The organism is Mesorhizobium sp. 2RAF45 (assembly GCF_052115225.1).
In the GTDB taxonomy this organism is placed as follows: Bacteria; Pseudomonadota; Alphaproteobacteria; order Rhizobiales; family Rhizobiaceae; genus Mesorhizobium; species Mesorhizobium jarvisii.
Genome location: NZ_JBFRGG010000007.1, coordinates 171,799 through 187,793, shown reverse-complemented (window position 1 = coordinate 187,793; position 15,995 = coordinate 171,799). Strand labels below are relative to the sequence as shown.

Below are 15,995 nucleotides of genomic sequence, written 5' to 3'. Positions count from 1 at the left end.
ATTCACTTGTAGATGTAGCCGACAACGCCGTGGTAACGGCCGTTGGGCTTATCGGTCTGCATGGTGCCGTAGACGCGATTGACCTTGCCAAGGAAGTTGGCGGCGCCGTCGCTGGCAGGGTTGAAATTGTCGTCCGGCTTGGCGAGATCGTTGCGTGCCACCGGCTTCGCCAGATAGGGCGTGATGAAAATCACCAGCTCGCTTTCGTTGCGCACGAAGTCCCGGCTGCGGAACAGGGTGCCAAGGACCGGGATCTTGGCGAGACCTGGCAGTCCGGAGACCGCTTGTCGCACGTCGTCTCGGACCAGACCCGCAATCATCATGGAGCCGCCGGAAGGCAACTCGACCGTTGTGTCTGCCAGGCGCTTGCGGATCGACAACAATGTGGTTCCAGGCAAGTTGCCCGCGCCTTCGACGGTGGTGGCGCCTTCCGTCGTTGGCTCCGACACCGAGGTCCTGACCTTGAGGCTGATCCGGCCGGCCGACAGCACGACTGGCTGGAACTCGAGGCCAATGCCGTATTCGATCTGCTGGTTGGTGTACGTAATCTGACCTGTCTGGTTCTGCTGTGAAACGTTCTGTGAGCGCTGGGTAATGATGTTGAACTCACCGCCGACCTTGAATGTCGCCTTCTCACCCGAGACCGCCGTCAGCGTCGGTTCAGCCAGGGTTTTCATGACTCCCGACTGTTCCATCGCATTTATGTAGGCCTGAAAGGGCGAGCCTGGGTTGCCGAGGCCAAAGCCTGAGTACTGCGATAGCGGTTTGCCCAAGCCGTAATTCTGCGAGCCCAGCGCATTCCAGCTGATACCGTTGCTGTTGCCGCTGGCGATCATGTTGACGCCGAGCTGCTTCATCACGGAGCGGCTGACTTCAGCGACGGTCACCTTGAGCGTGACCTGGTCGTCGCCGATGATCTGCAGAAGATTGACGATCTTCGAGACGCGTCGTTCCTGGTCGGGGTTGTTGATGTCGACGCCGCCCTGGGCCGAGCCGCCGGCCGCGGTCTGCGAATACTGTCCGGTCGTTGCTTCACCGCCGGAGACGAAGATCGTCGCCAGGTCGACCGCCCGCTTCGCGTCCAACGGTGTATCGACCATTCCGGTCAAGACGACGTTGTCGTTCAGCAGTTCCACCTTGACGTCCGAGGTCGGAAGGAAACGCTTGATATAGTCCTCCAGGCCGGCGACGTCGCGTTCGACTGCCAGGTCCAGGCTGGCGATCTGTTCGCCGTTCGGACCGAAGACGAAAATGTTGGTCTCGCCGACCGATTTGCCGAACAGATAGATACGCCTTGCGGTGCGGGTCACCGCATCGGCAACGGTCGGGTTGGCGACGAGAATGTCGTAGGCATCGCTCGGCAGGTCGATGACCACCGATTTGTTGAGGCCGAGCTTGACGCGCTGCGTGGCTGTCGTGGCCGATACCTGCGTGCTCTTCGCCTCGACGACGCCCTGCACATTCGTTCCGACGAGCAGCAGGCCCAATGCCGCGGCTGCGATTGCCGGCAGTTTACCGCTTAGCCTCATTTCCTTGCCCCTACTTCGGAGACTTCGCCCGACTTGATCAGTCTCACCGTTCCCTTGCGGCCATTGCCGGAAACGAGATAGTCGGCCTCGCCCACATTCTTTTCCTGGGTGTCCGCGACCGCGCGCAAGGCCAGCGTCAGGCGATCCGCCATCTGCTGGGCGACGGTGATGATCTCCGCCTGCTTGGGCGTCAGCTCCAGCGTGGCGGTCTGGCCCACCCTGGTCTTCTTGCCCTCCTCGTCTTCCTGGATCGTCTGGTCGATTGCCAGGACGCGGATGTTCTTGAGGATGGTTTCGGTGTTGAAGCCGGTGCTGCCGCTGTTGGCATCCGCCCTGCGGGTCATGATGACGTCGACGAAATCGTTGGGAAGGATGAAGCCGCCGGCCGAAGTGTCGGCCGAGATGGTCGTAGCGACCGCCCGCATCCCGGAGGGCAGGATGGACGACATGAAGCTCTGCCCCTCGCCGATCAGCTTGGAACGCCGCACCGGCTCACCGGCATACATCGGCACACGGGCGATCGATCCCTTCAATTTCTCCAGGGCGTCGGGAGCATTGGCCTTGGTGATGAAATTCGCGTTGACGCCGTCGGCCGGCCAGGATTGCCAGGAAATGTTGTTCTGAAGCGCGTTGCCCATCGCGACATCGCCCGAGAGCACAAGCACGTCCTGCAGGGGCACGGCGGGAGCTTGGGGGCCGGAATCGACCACGATCTGTGGCGGCGGCGCTGCGACCATGTTCTTCGCGACATAGCCAGCGCCACCCGCCGCGGCCACCGCCACGCTCAGAATAATAAGTCGGGATGCTGGCATCTGTCCGAACCTCGCCCTTGGCAAACCACGTAGCCAAGCCGGACTTTGCAGCGGCAATCGTCAAAACAAGGTTAATGTAATGCTTACGATCGTGATTAATTTAAGGTTTACATAAATTAGCTGGATCGTGCCGCCACGGATTCAAGGGGCCTGGCCAAGGCTCATTTCAAAGCCGGCCTGGCAATGCGGTCGGGGAAATGGAAAACAGATCGCGTTTAGCTTGCAAGCCTGGCCAGCGCCCACACCATCAAAGGCGAATCCGGATAGGTCAGCAGCCCGCCAAGGCCGAGCGCGATCCCGTAGGGAATCCCGACCGACTCTTCCGCGAAATGGCGCAGGAAGGGATTGCGGCCCGTCATAACCGCCAGCGGCGACTTCCGGTACAGCAGGATGGCGATCGTCAGCAGGCCGCCGATGAGTGTCGAGACCACAAGGTATTGGACGAGCTGGATGTTCAACCCCATCCACACGGCCGTTGCGGCCAGCAGCTTGGCGTCGCCGCCTCCCATGCCACCCATCGCGAACAGGCCGAACGTCACGGCAAGGACCAAGGCGCCGGCGGCGAAATGCCAGCCATAGGCTGCCCATTCCATACCCGTCAGCGGCGCGACCAGCGCGAACACGACGACAAGCAGCACCGACACGCGATTGGCAATTGTCATCGACAGCATGTCGGAGATCGCTGCAAACAGCATGCAGAACGGAAAGACGACGAAGATCAGGGCTTCAAGCATCGGCGCCATGCCTATTGTTCACGGGCTCAATCTAGAATGGATCGATTAACGATTGATGAGGTCTGGATGAACACGCGGCTCTGTCGGCCGCGACTTCGACAAGCAACAATAAACAGGGGCCGCCCATATGGGCGGCCCCTGTCAGAAAGACAATCTGAACGTTCAGCAATAAGCGGATTAGCTGCCGCTGGAGTTCAGGGTGTTGCCGATGTTGGAGAACTTGGCATTGATTGCATTGCCGAGGGCGCCGGCGCCGGTGATGATGGCGAGCGCGATGAGGGCGGCGATCAGACCATATTCGATAGCGGTCGCGCCGGATTCGTCCTTCACGAAACGTGCAAAAAGGTTAGACATTCGAGAGCTCCTACTCCACGTGTTACAGCACTTCCGTCAACTTCTGTGATGGTTGATCGGATGCTGCCAATCTAGGGAGAAGCTCTTTCGATCGGCTTAATAAACAGCCTTACCGATTCCTTTCCTGGCTCGAACGGAGCGCGTGGTTAACCCGACGCTAAGCGCTGGCTAATGTACTGTTTCCCAAGCCAATGCCGCAAAAGGCAAGGGCTTTGGCAAAGCTTGCGACCGGCGCGGATCCGGCCATGTGAACAGCCACGCCGATCGTCACATCCGGCGTCGGCAAGCGGACTTAACCGTTGGTTCACCAATCTCGTTCATGTTCCGTTGAACAGTTTGCTTGCGGGAGCGCATCGATGGCCGTGCAGAGATCCTCAATCCTGATTGCCGTGCTTCTTGCCGCCACGAGCTTGATCACGCCAGCCATGGCCGCCGCCGATATCGAAGTGACGATGAATCAGGCCAAGATCGTGAAGTTGTCGCGTCCCGCCGACACGATCGTCGTCGGCAACCCGGCCATCGCCGATGCCTCCGTCCAGGACGCCTCCACGATCGTGCTCACCGGCAAGGGTTTCGGTGTCACCAATCTCGTCGTTCTCGACCAGGAGGGCAGCCCGATCGTCGACGCGCAGGTTACCGTCGTGCGGCAGGCGGCCTCGTCGGTTCGCATTTACCGGCGTGCCGAGGTCCAGACCATGTCGTGCACGCCCTATTGCGAAAGCTCCTACAAGAGCGAGGCTGAAAAATCCTCCGAGGCCGAGATGAGCGCAAGCAAGTAGGCTGCGCGCCCCACCAGCCTGTCCAGGTTACCGGCCGGTTAAGGCGCCCGCGCCGACTTTAACGATCATTCAAACCGGGCCTCAATTGGTTTGCGCTAATACACCTGTCGGAACCGTCCAGGGGTGGCAGGAACAGGACATGGGCAACGAATTCAGCTCGACAGATCAGCACAAGGCGGAGCGCGCCGGGTTTCTGACGCGCTTCGTTCGCAATCGCCGTGGCAGCACGGCCATCGAATTCTCGATACTTGCATTGCCGTTCGCCCTCCTCGTATTCGCCATCCTTGAAAGCTGCATCTCGTTCGCCGGCCAGGAAGTGATGGCCAACATCACCGACGATGTCGCGCGTCAGTTGCGCACGGGCCAGCTGCGGCCGGCCGATGTCGCCGGGAGCAAATTGACGACCCTGATCTGCGGCAGGCTGCAGATCATCGTCTCCACGGATTGCCCGCAACAGCTGCTGGTGGACCTTCGCGAGTATCCGACCTTCGCGGACGCGGCCACCGCGACCTTCAAGATTCAGAACGGCGATGTCGTGCTGATGCAAGGCACGAACTCACAGACTTTCGCAAACACGCCTGGCCTGGCGGAATCGAAGAACATGCTGCGGGTCTTCTATAAATGGCCTGTCATGACCGATCTGATGGCCAAGTCGATGGCCAATCTGAGTGGTGGCAGGACGCTGCATTTTGCGTCGGTGACCTGGCAGAACGAGCCGTTCGACAATTGAGTTCGGAACTACCAACAAGAAAAAGGCAAATGCCATGATGCGTGCGGGGGCACATCTGAAAATTGCGGAGTCCTGGAGCAGGGCGATCGGATTCTGGTCTAACCGCAAGGGCATCGCGGCGGTCGAGTTCGCTCTTATCGTTCCGATTCTGCTGGTCATGTATTTCATGACCATGGAGGCTTCGCAGGCCATCGAGACCAGCAAGAAGGTCAGCCGCATCGGCAGCATGGTTGCCGATCTCGTCACGCAGCAGCCGACCATCGTCAAGGCGGATCTCGACGCCATCATGAAAATCGGCACCTCGACCATTCAGCCCTACAACCGCTCGACCCCGAACATCACCATCACGGCAATACAGGTCACCACCGATACACCGCCCAAGGTCCTGGTCGTGTGGTCGCGCAAGGTTGACACTGGCGTCTATAGTGCCGCGGCCGCCGCGGGCACGGCCACAACGGTTCCGGCAACGCTCAAGGTGGCCGGCACCTTTCTCATCCGCGTGGACAGCAATCTGAGCTATACGCCGATCATAGGCTGGACGACGGACACCCAACAAAAGCTTGGGCTGACCAAATCCCTCACCACCACGATCCCGATGGGCGAGACCTACTATCTGCGTCCGCGCAGAAGCCTGACCATCCCCTGCGGCGATTGCTGAAGCCTTTTACTGCCGGCCACCATCGGCCGACACCAGGCGCACGATGGCCTCGGCCGTCGCATAATCCTTTCGGGCCACGGTCAGAAAGCCGCCGGAGTGCTTCGATTCCAGGAGATCGTAGACATCCGGCGTCGTCGATTTGAGGTTGGTGAGAAACACGGTCAGCCGGCGCCTGGCTTCCGGGTCGAGATCGCTGCGCACGGCATGGGGACCGTATCTCAGCAGGCTCGACATCCACACGACCTGGAGGGCCGATGGCGAAAGGCCGGCCGCTTCGAGCCTGGCCTGCGTGCCACCGGATAGCAGCGGCTGGCCGTCGGCCGCGGCCCTCACCCAGCCGAACGTGGCGTCGGCCCGGCCGTCGACAAGCATGGTTTCCGCCGCGGACGCCGTATCGGTATGGATGAGAAACGGGGCATCGTCCGCAATCTCAGCGTGTTCGGCGGCCAGCTCTGTCAGCGGCAAAAGCGAGCCCCCGACACTGTCCGGCGGCGGCATGGCGATCCGGTGCGTCTCCATCGCCGCCAGGCCGGACAGCTTGCCGTCCCGGGTCAACAGCACGGAGCGGATGCCGGCCGCACCATCGGAATCGACCGGAGCCACAAGCGGTTCGACACATCCGCAACGCTGCAGCGCCGTCGCGTAGGCCGTCGTCGAATAGATGGCATACTCGATCCGGGCGTTGGCCTGCGCCTCGATCAGTGCCGCGTAATCGCGCGCAACGACGAACTCCACCTTCATGCCAAGGGCGTTGGTAAAGGATTGCGTCAGCAGCGCCAGTCCCGGAACGGTGTTGCCGGCGCCGGGCTCGGCGACGATGCCAATGCGGAATGTGCCGATATCGTCGCGCCAGTCGGCCCGCGCCGGACCACAGCAGAGCGCGCCGTGCATAACCACAAGGGCAGCACATGTCTTCAGCGCGGCGTTCATGACAAGACCGTCCTGCATTTCCTTCGATCCATGCCCAAGCCCGTGCGTCGTGACGCTTTACATGTCGGATTGGGCCTGCCGTCGTTGCCCCAAACCTGCGCGCACTTATGGGCGACATGCTCTCTTGGTTTGTCCATGTCGTTGACCCAAAACCGCTGCGCACTTTCGGGCGACATGGACAGGACTATCGCGCCAAGCCGTTGCCGTTTGGTTTCCGAATTGCCAATGCCGCCTTGGAACCCTATGTCTGGGCGTCCAAACTGGCAACAATGACCCGATGGCGCGCGCTTTCCTCTTCGTCCTGGACTCTTTCGGCATCGGCGGTGCGGCCGACGCCGAACGCTATGGCGACGCCGGCGCCAACACGCTTGCGCATATCGCCGAAGCTTGCGCCGAAGGGCGCGCGGATCGCGAGCGGCTTCGGCAAGGGCCGCTGTTCGTCCCGCATATGGCGTCGCTCGGGCTTGGCAAGGCAGCGGAGACGGCGACAGGGTTGGGTTTTGCCCATTTCGGGACGGATCTGGTCGCCAACGCCTTCCATGGCGCGGCACAGGAAGTTTCGAGCGGCAAGGACACGCCCTCCGGCCACTGGGAGATCGCCGGGCTGCCGGTGCGTTTCGACTGGGGTTACTTTCCGGATACGGTTCCCGCCTTTCCGGCAGATCTGACCGCGGCGATGATCCGCGAGGGCGAGGTGCCAGGCATTCTCGGCAACTGCCATGCGCCGGGCACCGAGATCATCGAACGGTTCGGCGAGGAACACATCCGTACCGGCAAGCCGATCTGCTACACCTCCGTCGACTCGGTCCTGCAGATCGCCGCGCATGAAGTTCATTTCGGGTTGGATCGGCTTTATGAATTCTGTCAGGTGGTGCGCCGGCTGGTTGATCCGCTCAGAATCGGACGCGTGATCGCACGGCCGTTCGTCGGCGAGACCGCCGCCACCTTCCAGCGGACCTACAACCGCCATGACTATGCCGTGCCACCGCCGGAGCCGACCTTGCTTGACCGGCTGACGGCGCGGGGAAGCCGCGTCATCGCCGTCGGCAAGATCGGCGACATCTTCGCCCATCGCGGGATTTCGGAAGTGCGCAAGGCTGCCGGCAACATGGCCATGTTCGACAAGGCGCTCGGTGCGATGGACGATGCCGGCGACGGCGATCTCGTTTTCGCCAATTTCGTCGATTTCGACACCGAATTCGGCCATCGCCGCGACGTCGCCGGCTATGCCGCCGCGCTCGAGGCCTTCGACCGACGGCTGCCGGAAGCATTCGCCAAGCTGCGGCAGGGCGACCTGCTCATCCTGACGGCCGACCACGGCAATGATCCGACCTGGCGAGGGACCGATCACACGCGTGAACGCATCCCGGTGATCGGCATGGGACCGGGTCTGGCAGGTGGCGACATCGGACTGAGAACGACCTTCGCCGATATCGGCGAAACCGTCGCCGAACACCTCGGGCTGGCGCCTGGCCGCCACGGCACTTCTTTCCATGCGATGATTGGCGGCCATGCCTGAATTGCCCGAAGTCGAAACGGTCCGGCGTGGCCTGCAGCCGGTCCTGGAAGGTGCCCGTCTGACCAGGGTCGAGGCGCGTCGGCCAGACCTGCGGTTTCCCTTTCCCGAACGGTTTTCGGAAAGGCTGACCGGCAGGACCATCACTGCACTCGGCCGCCGGGCCAAATATCTGACCATGCATGTGCAGGACGGCCCGGTGCTGATCTGCCATCTCGGCATGTCGGGCTCCTTTCGCATCGAGACCGGCGACGACGGCGAGACACCCGGCGTGTTCCACCACGAGCGCTCGAAAAGCACGGCACACGACCATGTCGTGTTCGATGTGGTCGGTGCCGACGGCGCCCGGTCACGCGTGATCTTCAACGACCCGCGCCGCTTCGGTTTCATGCTGTTTGCGGAAGGATCGCCGGAGACGCACCCGATGCTGGCCGGACTGGGCGTCGAGCCAACGGGCAATACGCTGGACGGCGCGCTGCTCGCCTCGTTGCTGCAAGGCCGCGGATCGCCGCTGAAGGCAGCACTTCTTGACCAGAAGCTGATCGCGGGACTAGGCAATATTTATGTCTCGGAGGCGCTTTGGCGCGCCGGCCTGTCGCCCTTGCGCGAGGCGGGCACCATCGCCAAGCCGGGCAAGAAGGCCAGACAACAAAGCGAACGCCTGGCCGAGGCGATCCGCTCTGTCATATCGGACGCCATCGCCGCCGGCGGGTCTTCGCTGCGCGACTACATGCACACCGATGGATCGCTGGGCTATTTCCAGCATTCCTTCGCCGTCTACGACCGTGAGGGCGAGCCCTGCCCGAAGCCCGGCTGCGGCGGCCATATCGAGCGCGTCGTGCAGAGCGGACGCTCGACCTTCTATTGCCGGACGTGTCAGAGCTAGTTAGACCGGGGTCGAGCGAGGAGAAGCAGCCATGGCCTATGAAACGATCATCACCGAGACGCGCGGCAAGGTCGGACTGGTCACTCTGAACCGGCCAAAGGCGCTCAATGCGCTGAACCTTCAGCTACTCGCCGAACTGGTCGCAGCCGTGAAAGACTTCGATGCCGACGCCGGCATCGGCGCCGTGGTCATTACAGGTTCCGACAAGGCCTTTGCCGCCGGCGCCGACATCAAGGAAATGCAGGCAATCTCCTTTGCAGATGCGTATCTGCAGGACCTGTTCGTCGGCTGGGAAGAGCTGACGCGGGTGCGGAAACCCGTTATCGCCGCGGTGGCCGGCTACGCGCTCGGCGGCGGATGCGAGTTGGCAATGATGTGCGACTTCATCATTGCCGCCGACACGGCCAAATTCGGCCAGCCCGAAATCACCCTCGGCGTCATTCCCGGCATGGGCGGGTCGCAACGCCTGACCCGGTTTGTCGGCAAGTCGAAGGCGATGGACATGTGCCTGACCGGACGGATGATGGATGCGGCGGAAGCCGAGCGCTCAGGCCTGGTGTCGCGGGTCGTGCCCGCCGCCGAGCTTGTCGAGGAGGTGGTCAAGGCGGCGGCCAAGATCGCCGACTTCTCGCTTCCGTCGGTGATGATGGCGAAGGAAGCCGTCAACCGTTCCTATGAGACGACGCTGGCCGAGGGATTGCGGTTCGAACGTCGTCTGTTCCACTCGCTTTTCGCGCTCGAAGACCAGAAGGAAGGCATGGCGGCCTTCGCCGAAAAGCGGAAGCCGAATTTCGCCAACCGGTAGAGCCGTGCCCGCCCGCGATCGAAACCCTGTGGCGTCGGCCAAAAAGAACGCCAGGCAGCGTTGACGCGCCGGAAAAGCTGAACTATAAGCCGCACCAACCGAGGCGGCCCTGTGGCTGCCCGTTTGTTTTTTGCGCCCTGCGGCATGCCGCGTGCGCCGACCAGATCAGAAGAGAGGCATCATGGCCAACACATCCTCGGCCAAAAAGGCAACGCGCAAGATCGCCCGCCGCGCAGCGATCAACAAGAACCGCCGCTCGCGCGTGCGCACCTATGTCCGCCAGGTCGAGGAGGCGCTCGCCTCCGGTGACAAGACTGCCGCGCAGGCCGCCTTCAAGGCCGCCGAGCCGGAATTGATGCGTGCCGCAACCAAAGGCGTCATCCACAAGAACACAGCGTCCCGCAAGGTCTCGCGTCTGGCTGCACGACTCAAGGTGCTGTCGGCCTAACATCGCCTATACAGACTAGCTTGTCTAAAACCCGGCCGATTGTGCCGGGTTTTTTTCGTTTGCCGGCAAGTACTTAAAAAGAATGCTCGGAGACGTCGCCCAAGGCGGATTCCAAGCTTCGAAATGCTTTGCCGGCACATACATGCCCGCTGATGGTTGATATGCTTAAAAAGTGCCGCTCTAGAAATTCTCGATTATCATAAATAAGCAATATTTTTCAGATAGTTACTCACGGTCATCCACAGCCTGTCCACAGCACCCCAAAGGGACGGGAGGACAACTGCCTGTCAAGCGAATTATTTCAGAATATTTCGTATCGCCCCGGCTTTTTCATATTCGCCGGAAAAGGGTTTGAATCACAATGGCTTTGTCAAAATACGCAGCTGCGGTATGGCGCCCGAAGGCGCCGGAGGTAACCAGATTCCTTAAAAATCCGTTAGACGTGGCCTTGCCCTATCCACAGCGATTTCGGTAATGTCCATCCATCGAAGGGGACGGGCCTCTGGCCCTTAACCCAGCCTGACGCGGCCAGCTTAAATTGGCGGGATTTGCGACGCGGATCAAGTCCGCGGACGGCTTTGGTTTGCTCTTTTCGATACGGTAGGGGACTGGCGTAACGAGACATGGCAGGTTGACAGCGCGCCGGCGTTTTTCGCCGGACGATGTTGTATTGCCCGGACATACCCAACGCGGACTGGCTTCCATGGGCCGGCACCGGTTCCCTTCGATACTGGGCGACGTTCATTGCCGGCGGCGGCAACGGGCATCGTAGCGAAGACACAGTCGCTGGAAACAAGGATGCAGGAGGCGCATCCCCGGCGAAAAAACAGGTACTAGAAAGACAAGGAACTCGATCATGCAGAGCGGCATCGAAAGGGAGCTTACGGGCGACCTCCCATTTCCTGGAACTTTGATCGGAGCAAACGAGATGGCGGTCTCCAGCGACGCGGAACAGAAGTTCGACCGGGTCAAGGCCCAGTTGAAGGCGCGTCTGGGAGCTGAAGTCTATTCGAGCTGGTTCGGCCGCATGAAGGTCGCGGAAGCGTCCAAGGGCATTGTCCGCATCTCGGTCCCCACCGCGTTCCTGCGCTCGTGGATCAATGGCCATTATCTCGACCTGATCTCCGACCTGTGGAAGCAGGAGGATGCCGATCTCCTCAAGATCGAGATCGTGGTGCGCACGGCCACCCGTCAGGGGCGCAGCCATGTCGAACCGGAATTGGCGCCGGCGCGCAAGATGACACGACAGACGCAGACGGCGCTGGCCGCCGGCACCGTAAGCCCCGGCAGGGTGGAACGCCCCCCCGTGCCGCGCCCGGGTGCGGCGGTCGAGAGCGAGTTCCGCCACAATGTGCTGGGGTCGCCGCTTGATCCGCGCTACACGTTCGGCTCCTTCATCGAGGGGCCGTCGAACCGGGTGGCCTTCGCCGCCGCCAAGGCCGTGGCGGAATCGCAGTCGAGCGCCGTGCGCTTCAATCCGCTATTCCTGCATGCGACCGTCGGGCTCGGCAAGACCCACCTGCTGCAGGCCATCGCGGCGGAATCGCTGAAGCAGAACCCGAAGTCCCGCGTCGTCTATCTCACCGCGGAATATTTCATGTGGCGCTTCGCCACGGCGATCCGCGACAACAACGCGCTGACGCTCAAGGAGCAGCTGCGCGACATCGACCTCCTGATCATCGACGACATGCAGTTCCTGCAGGGCAAGTCGATCCAGCATGAATTCTGCCATTTGATCAACATGCTGCTCGACAGCGCCAAGCAGGTCGTTGTCGCTGCCGACCGGCCGCCGTCGGAGCTGGAATCGCTGGAGCCGCGCGTCCGCTCGCGCCTCAATGGCGGCGTCGCGCTTGAAATGTCGGCGCCCGATTTCGCCATGCGCCTCGGCATGCTCAAACTGCGCCTGGCCACGGCCAGGATCGACGACGCATCGCTCGACATTTCCGAAGAGATCCTCAATCACGTCGCCCGCACCGTGACCGGCAGCGGACGCGAACTGGAGGGCGCGTTCAATCAACTGCTGTTCCGGCAGTCGTTCGAGCCGCAGATCACCATCGACCGCATCGATGAGATCCTCGGGCACATCTATCGCACCGGCGAGCCGAAGCGGGTTCGCATCGAGGATATCCAGCGCATCGTGGCGCGCCACTACAATGTGTCGAAGACCGAATTGCTGTCCAATAGGCGCACGCGCACCATCGTCAAGCCGCGGCAGGTCGCGATGTACCTGTCGAAGGTGATGACACCGCGTTCCCTGCCCGAGATCGGACGGCGCTTCGGCGGCCGCGACCACACCACGGTGCTGCACGCCGTGCGCAAGATCGAGGACCTTTCCGGCAACGACAACACGCTGGCACAGGAACTCGAGCTGTTGCGACGGCTGATCAACGACCAGGCCTGACCGTTCCGGACAGGCAAGCCGGAACTGCGCTGGAATTCAACAGCTTACCTGCCCGGCGGTGAGCCCGGAATGGGCTCGCGGCATCGGCTGGCGACGATCCGGATTCCGGATTCAGCACACCGACTGACGGTCTTCGCGGTGTTTATCCCCAGAAAGCCCGCGCAGCCGGCCCGAACCGGTGTCGCGGGCTTGCGTTTGCTGGCTTTTTCCTGTCAGTTTACGCAGATTCTGAGCCTGTTCAGACCTTTCGCGGGGCGCCGCCAGCCGGAGACCCGCTCATCCTTTCAAGCGAGCCTGTTTCGTCATGCGTGTTATCCTGGAACGGTCAAATCTCCTGAAGTCGCTCAACCACGTCCACCGTGTGGTCGAACGGCGCAACACGATACCGATCCTGTCCAATGTGCTGCTCAGCGCCGAAGGCGCCAGCCTGGAAATGAAGGCCACCGACCTCGACCTGGAGGTGACGGAAGCAACCCCAGCCAAGGTGGAGCGTGGCGGGGCGACGACGGTTCCCGCGCATCTGCTCTACGACATCGTGCGCAAGCTCTCGGACGGCGCCGAGGTGATGCTGAAGACGGACGAGGACGGCAACGCCATGACGGTGACGTCGGGCCGCTCGAGCTTCCGCCTGCAGTGCCTGCCGCAATCCGATTTCCCCGAACTTTCGGCCGGATCCTTCTCGCATATCTTCCGGCTCGACTCGGTTGGCCTGAAGGGGCTGATCGAGAAGACGCAGTTCGCCATTTCCACCGAGGAGACGCGCTATTATCTCAACGGCATCTACCTGCACACGCATGAAGTCGGCGGCAAGCTGAAGCTGCGCTCGGTGGCGACCGACGGCCACCGCCTGGCGCGCGCCGAAATCGACGCGCCGGCGGGTTCCGAAGGCATGCCGGGCATCATCATTCCGCGCAAGACGGTGAGCGAGCTGCAGAAACTGGTCGACGATCCGGATGTCGCCGTGACCACCGAACTGTCCGATACCAAGATCCGCTTCACCATCGGCAGCGTGGTCCTGACCTCGAAGCTGATCGACGGCACCTTCCCCGATTATCAGCGGGTCATTCCGACGGGCAACGACAAGAAGCTGATCCTCGACCGCCAGAGCTTTGCCGCCGCGGTCGATCGCGTCTCGACCATTTCCTCCGAACGCGGCCGCGCGGTGAAGCTTTCGATCAGCGAAGGCCAGGTGACGCTTGCGGTCAACAACCCGGATTCCGGCAGCGCCACCGAGGAACTGGCGGCCGATTACTCGTCCGACCCGATCGAGATCGGCTTCAACGCCAAATATCTGCTCGATGTCGCCGCGCAGTTGACCGGCACGGAAGCCAAATTCATGCTGGCCGATGCCGGTTCGCCGACCCTGATCCACGACATGGCCGACGAGACCGCGCTTTACGTGCTGATGCCGATGCGGGTGTAGCCTGCGGGTCATCGATCCGACTCAGCAATGGTTGCGGCACTTCTATAGGCGGATAGCGGTTGCCGGCACAGACGCATATAAGTAAGCTTACACTTACTAATTTCCGCAACTATGCGGCGCTGGCGATCGATCTCGCCCCGGGCGCCGTTGTGTTTTCCGGCGACAATGGTGCCGGCAAAACCAACCTGCTCGAAGCGATTTCCTTTCTGACGCCCGGGCGTGGCCTGCGCCGTGCCCCTTACGCCGATGTCGCGCGCGAAGGCGGCGACGGCGGCTTTGCGCTGCATGCCCGGCTCGACGGGCCCGACGGCCAGGTCGAGATCGGCACGGGCATTTCGGTTGGCGAAGGCGAGGGTGGCAGGCGGGTTCGCATCAACGGCGCGACCGCCCGATCGGCCGAAGACATGCTGGAATGGCTGCGCGTGGTGTGGCTGACGCCGGCCATGGATGCGCTGTTCACCGGCCCGGCCGCGGATCGCCGGCGCTTTCTCGACCGGCTGGTGCTGGCGATCGATCCCGGCCACGGCCAGCGTGCGCTCGACTACGAAAAGGCGATGCGGAGCCGTAATCGCCTACTTACGGACGGATCTCGGGATGATCGCTGGTTCGAGGCGATCGAGACGCAGATGGCCGAAACGGGCGTCGCTATTGCGGCGGCGCGCGCCGAACTGGTGCGCTTGCTCGCCGCCATGATCGACAGGCTGCCCGACACAGGGCCTTTCCCTCAGGCCGACATCAGCCTTTCAGGCGATCTGGAAGCCGAGGTTTCCAGCGCACCGGCGGTCGATGTCGAGGAGCGGTTCCGCCGGGCGCTCGCCGGCGGACGTGATCGCGATCGTGCCGCGGGACGAACGCTGGAAGGCCCGCACCGTTCCGATCTTCTGGTGCGGCACCGGCCCAAGGCGATGCCGGCCGAGCTCTGTTCGACCGGCGAGCAGAAGGCCTTGCTGGTCGGCATCGTGCTCTCGCACGCACGGCTAACCGGCGAGATGTCCGGTATGACGCCGATTCTGCTGCTGGATGAGATCGCAGCACACCTCGACGGCGGGCGGCGGGCGGCACTGTTCTCGATCCTCGAGGAGTTGAACTGCCAGGCCTTCATGACGGGAACCGATGCCGCGCTGTTTTCCAGCCTCAAGGGGCGCGCACAGTTCCTGACGGTCGACCATGGCACGGTTGGGCCAACCGAAGACGCCTGACAAGGTTTTTCGGCCGCTGTATTGTCCTGACATGACCACCACGCTCACCGCCGACGAGATCGAACGCTATGCCCGCCACATCGTGCTGCCGGAGGTCGGCGGTGCGGGCCAACAGAAGCTCAAGCAGGCGCGCGTATTGGTGATAGGCGCCGGCGGGCTGGGCGCGCCGGTGCTCGAATACCTTGCGGCGGCCGGCGTCGGCACGCTCGGCATTGTCGACGACGACACCGTGTCGCTCTCCAATTTGCAGCGTCAGGTCATCCACGACACCGATACGGTCGGCAAGCTGAAAACCGACAGCGCCAGGGCGGCAATCGCCCGCATCAATCCCAACACCGCGGTCGAGACGCACACGTTCCGGCTGAGCGCGGACAACGCCCCTGCCCTCGTTGCCCGATATGACATAGTGGTCGACGGTTCCGACAATTTCGAGACCCGTTATACGGTGGCCGACGCCTGTGCGAGCGCGCGTAAACCCCTGGTGCATGCCGCCGTTGGCCGCTTCGACGGCTCGGTGACGGTGCTGAAGCCTTTCGGGGTCGGCAAGGATGGCAAGCCTAACCCGGGCTATCGCGATCTCTTTCCCGAAGCGCCACCGCCCGGCCTGGTGCCCTCCTGCGCCGAGGCCGGGGTGCTTGGTGCGCTGACCGGCGTCGTCGGCACGCTGCAGGCGATGGAGGCCATCAAGCTGATCACCGGCATTGGCGAGCCGCTGGTCGGCCGGCTGCTGCTCTACGATGCGCTCGCCGCGCGCTTTGAGACGATCCGCTACGGCAGACGCTGATCTTGGA

General features: G+C 62.4%; 16 protein-coding genes. 11 read left to right on the top strand and 5 right to left on the bottom strand.

What is annotated here, in order from left to right; all coding sequences use genetic code 11:
- Positions 1 to 2: 2 nt before the first annotated feature.
- From AB4Z43_RS20245 to AB4Z43_RS20230, 4 genes are all read right to left on the bottom strand, one after another.
- The gene (locus tag AB4Z43_RS20245; protein WP_027047728.1) at positions 3 to 1,529 is read right to left on the bottom strand and encodes a type II and III secretion system protein family protein; all 1,527 of its coding nucleotides are present in this window, start codon (positions 1,527 to 1,529) and stop codon (positions 3 to 5) included.
- Positions 1,526 to 2,341: a Flp pilus assembly protein CpaB gene (gene cpaB / locus AB4Z43_RS20240; RefSeq protein ID WP_010913352.1), complete on the bottom strand. Its 816-nt coding sequence runs from the start codon at positions 2,339 to 2,341 to the stop codon at positions 1,526 to 1,528. The genes AB4Z43_RS20245 and cpaB overlap by 4 nt, the downstream gene beginning before the upstream one ends.
- Before the next feature lie 215 nt (positions 2,342 to 2,556).
- Positions 2,557 to 3,075, bottom strand: a complete 519-nt coding sequence (locus AB4Z43_RS20235) for an A24 family peptidase (protein ID WP_027047727.1) — start codon at positions 3,073 to 3,075, stop codon at positions 2,557 to 2,559.
- Between the two features lie 177 nt (positions 3,076 to 3,252).
- Positions 3,253 to 3,429 carry a Flp family type IVb pilin gene (locus tag AB4Z43_RS20230; protein ID WP_019863098.1) on the bottom strand — a complete coding sequence of 59 codons (177 nt, stop codon included), beginning with the start codon at positions 3,427 to 3,429 and terminating at the stop codon, positions 3,253 to 3,255.
- Between the two features lie 356 nt (positions 3,430 to 3,785).
- On the opposite strand from AB4Z43_RS20230, the gene AB4Z43_RS20225 reads away from it, so the two are divergent.
- The 3 genes from AB4Z43_RS20225 to AB4Z43_RS20215 all read left to right on the top strand — a co-directional run bounded on the left by AB4Z43_RS20225 (position 3,786) and on the right by AB4Z43_RS20215 (position 5,596).
- On the top strand, positions 3,786 to 4,208 hold the full coding sequence (locus AB4Z43_RS20225) for a pilus assembly protein N-terminal domain-containing protein (protein ID WP_019863097.1): 423 nt from the start codon (positions 3,786 to 3,788) through the stop codon (positions 4,206 to 4,208).
- Positions 4,209 to 4,347: 139 nt separating this feature from the next.
- Positions 4,348 to 4,938 (top strand): TadE/TadG family type IV pilus assembly protein, encoded by a 591-nt coding sequence (locus AB4Z43_RS20220; protein WP_019863096.1) that lies wholly within the window; start codon positions 4,348 to 4,350, stop codon positions 4,936 to 4,938.
- A gap of 34 nt (positions 4,939 to 4,972) precedes the next feature.
- A complete protein-coding gene (locus AB4Z43_RS20215) occupies positions 4,973 to 5,596 on the top strand; it encodes a TadE/TadG family type IV pilus assembly protein (protein WP_038644392.1) in 624 nt (207 codons plus the stop codon).
- Positions 5,597 to 5,602: 6 nt separating this feature from the next.
- Here the strand turns inward: AB4Z43_RS20215 and AB4Z43_RS20210 are convergent, their stop codons facing one another.
- Complete coding sequence (locus AB4Z43_RS20210; protein ID WP_441938827.1) at positions 5,603 to 6,526, bottom strand: phosphate/phosphite/phosphonate ABC transporter substrate-binding protein; 924 nt, start codon at positions 6,524 to 6,526, stop codon at positions 5,603 to 5,605.
- A gap of 277 nt (positions 6,527 to 6,803) precedes the next feature.
- On the opposite strand from AB4Z43_RS20210, the gene AB4Z43_RS20205 reads away from it, so the two are divergent.
- The 8 genes from AB4Z43_RS20205 (at position 6,804) to AB4Z43_RS20170 (ending at position 15,988) form a co-directional block, all read left to right on the top strand.
- Positions 6,804 to 8,045: a phosphopentomutase gene (locus tag AB4Z43_RS20205; RefSeq protein ID WP_064984634.1), complete on the top strand. Its 1,242-nt coding sequence runs from the start codon at positions 6,804 to 6,806 to the stop codon at positions 8,043 to 8,045.
- On the top strand, positions 8,038 to 8,928 hold the full coding sequence (mutM, locus tag AB4Z43_RS20200) for a bifunctional DNA-formamidopyrimidine glycosylase/DNA-(apurinic or apyrimidinic site) lyase (protein ID WP_019863092.1): 891 nt from the start codon (positions 8,038 to 8,040) through the stop codon (positions 8,926 to 8,928). Before AB4Z43_RS20205 ends, mutM begins: the two co-directional genes overlap by 8 nt.
- A 31-nt stretch (positions 8,929 to 8,959) precedes the next feature.
- Positions 8,960 to 9,733, top strand: coding sequence for an enoyl-CoA hydratase (locus tag AB4Z43_RS20195; RefSeq protein ID WP_019863091.1), 774 nt, complete (start codon positions 8,960 to 8,962; stop codon positions 9,731 to 9,733).
- Positions 9,734 to 9,914: 181 nt separating this feature from the next.
- Positions 9,915 to 10,181 carry a 30S ribosomal protein S20 gene (rpsT, locus tag AB4Z43_RS20190; RefSeq protein ID WP_019863090.1) on the top strand — a complete coding sequence of 89 codons (267 nt, stop codon included), beginning with the start codon at positions 9,915 to 9,917 and terminating at the stop codon, positions 10,179 to 10,181.
- An 856-nt stretch (positions 10,182 to 11,037) separates the two neighbouring features.
- Entirely contained in the window at positions 11,038 to 12,582 is a 1,545-nt protein-coding gene (gene dnaA / locus AB4Z43_RS20185) for a chromosomal replication initiator protein DnaA (RefSeq protein ID WP_064984633.1), read from the top strand.
- A gap of 304 nt (positions 12,583 to 12,886) precedes the next feature.
- A complete protein-coding gene (gene dnaN / locus AB4Z43_RS20180) occupies positions 12,887 to 14,005 on the top strand; it encodes a DNA polymerase III subunit beta (protein ID WP_441938805.1) in 1,119 nt (372 codons plus the stop codon).
- A 59-nt stretch (positions 14,006 to 14,064) separates the two neighbouring features.
- Entirely contained in the window at positions 14,065 to 15,204 is a 1,140-nt protein-coding gene (gene recF / locus AB4Z43_RS20175) for a DNA replication/repair protein RecF (protein WP_038652060.1), read from the top strand.
- Positions 15,205 to 15,235: 31 nt separating this feature from the next.
- Complete coding sequence (locus AB4Z43_RS20170; protein WP_019863087.1) at positions 15,236 to 15,988, top strand: molybdopterin-synthase adenylyltransferase MoeB; 753 nt, start codon at positions 15,236 to 15,238, stop codon at positions 15,986 to 15,988.
- Positions 15,989 to 15,995: the final 7 nt, after the last annotated feature.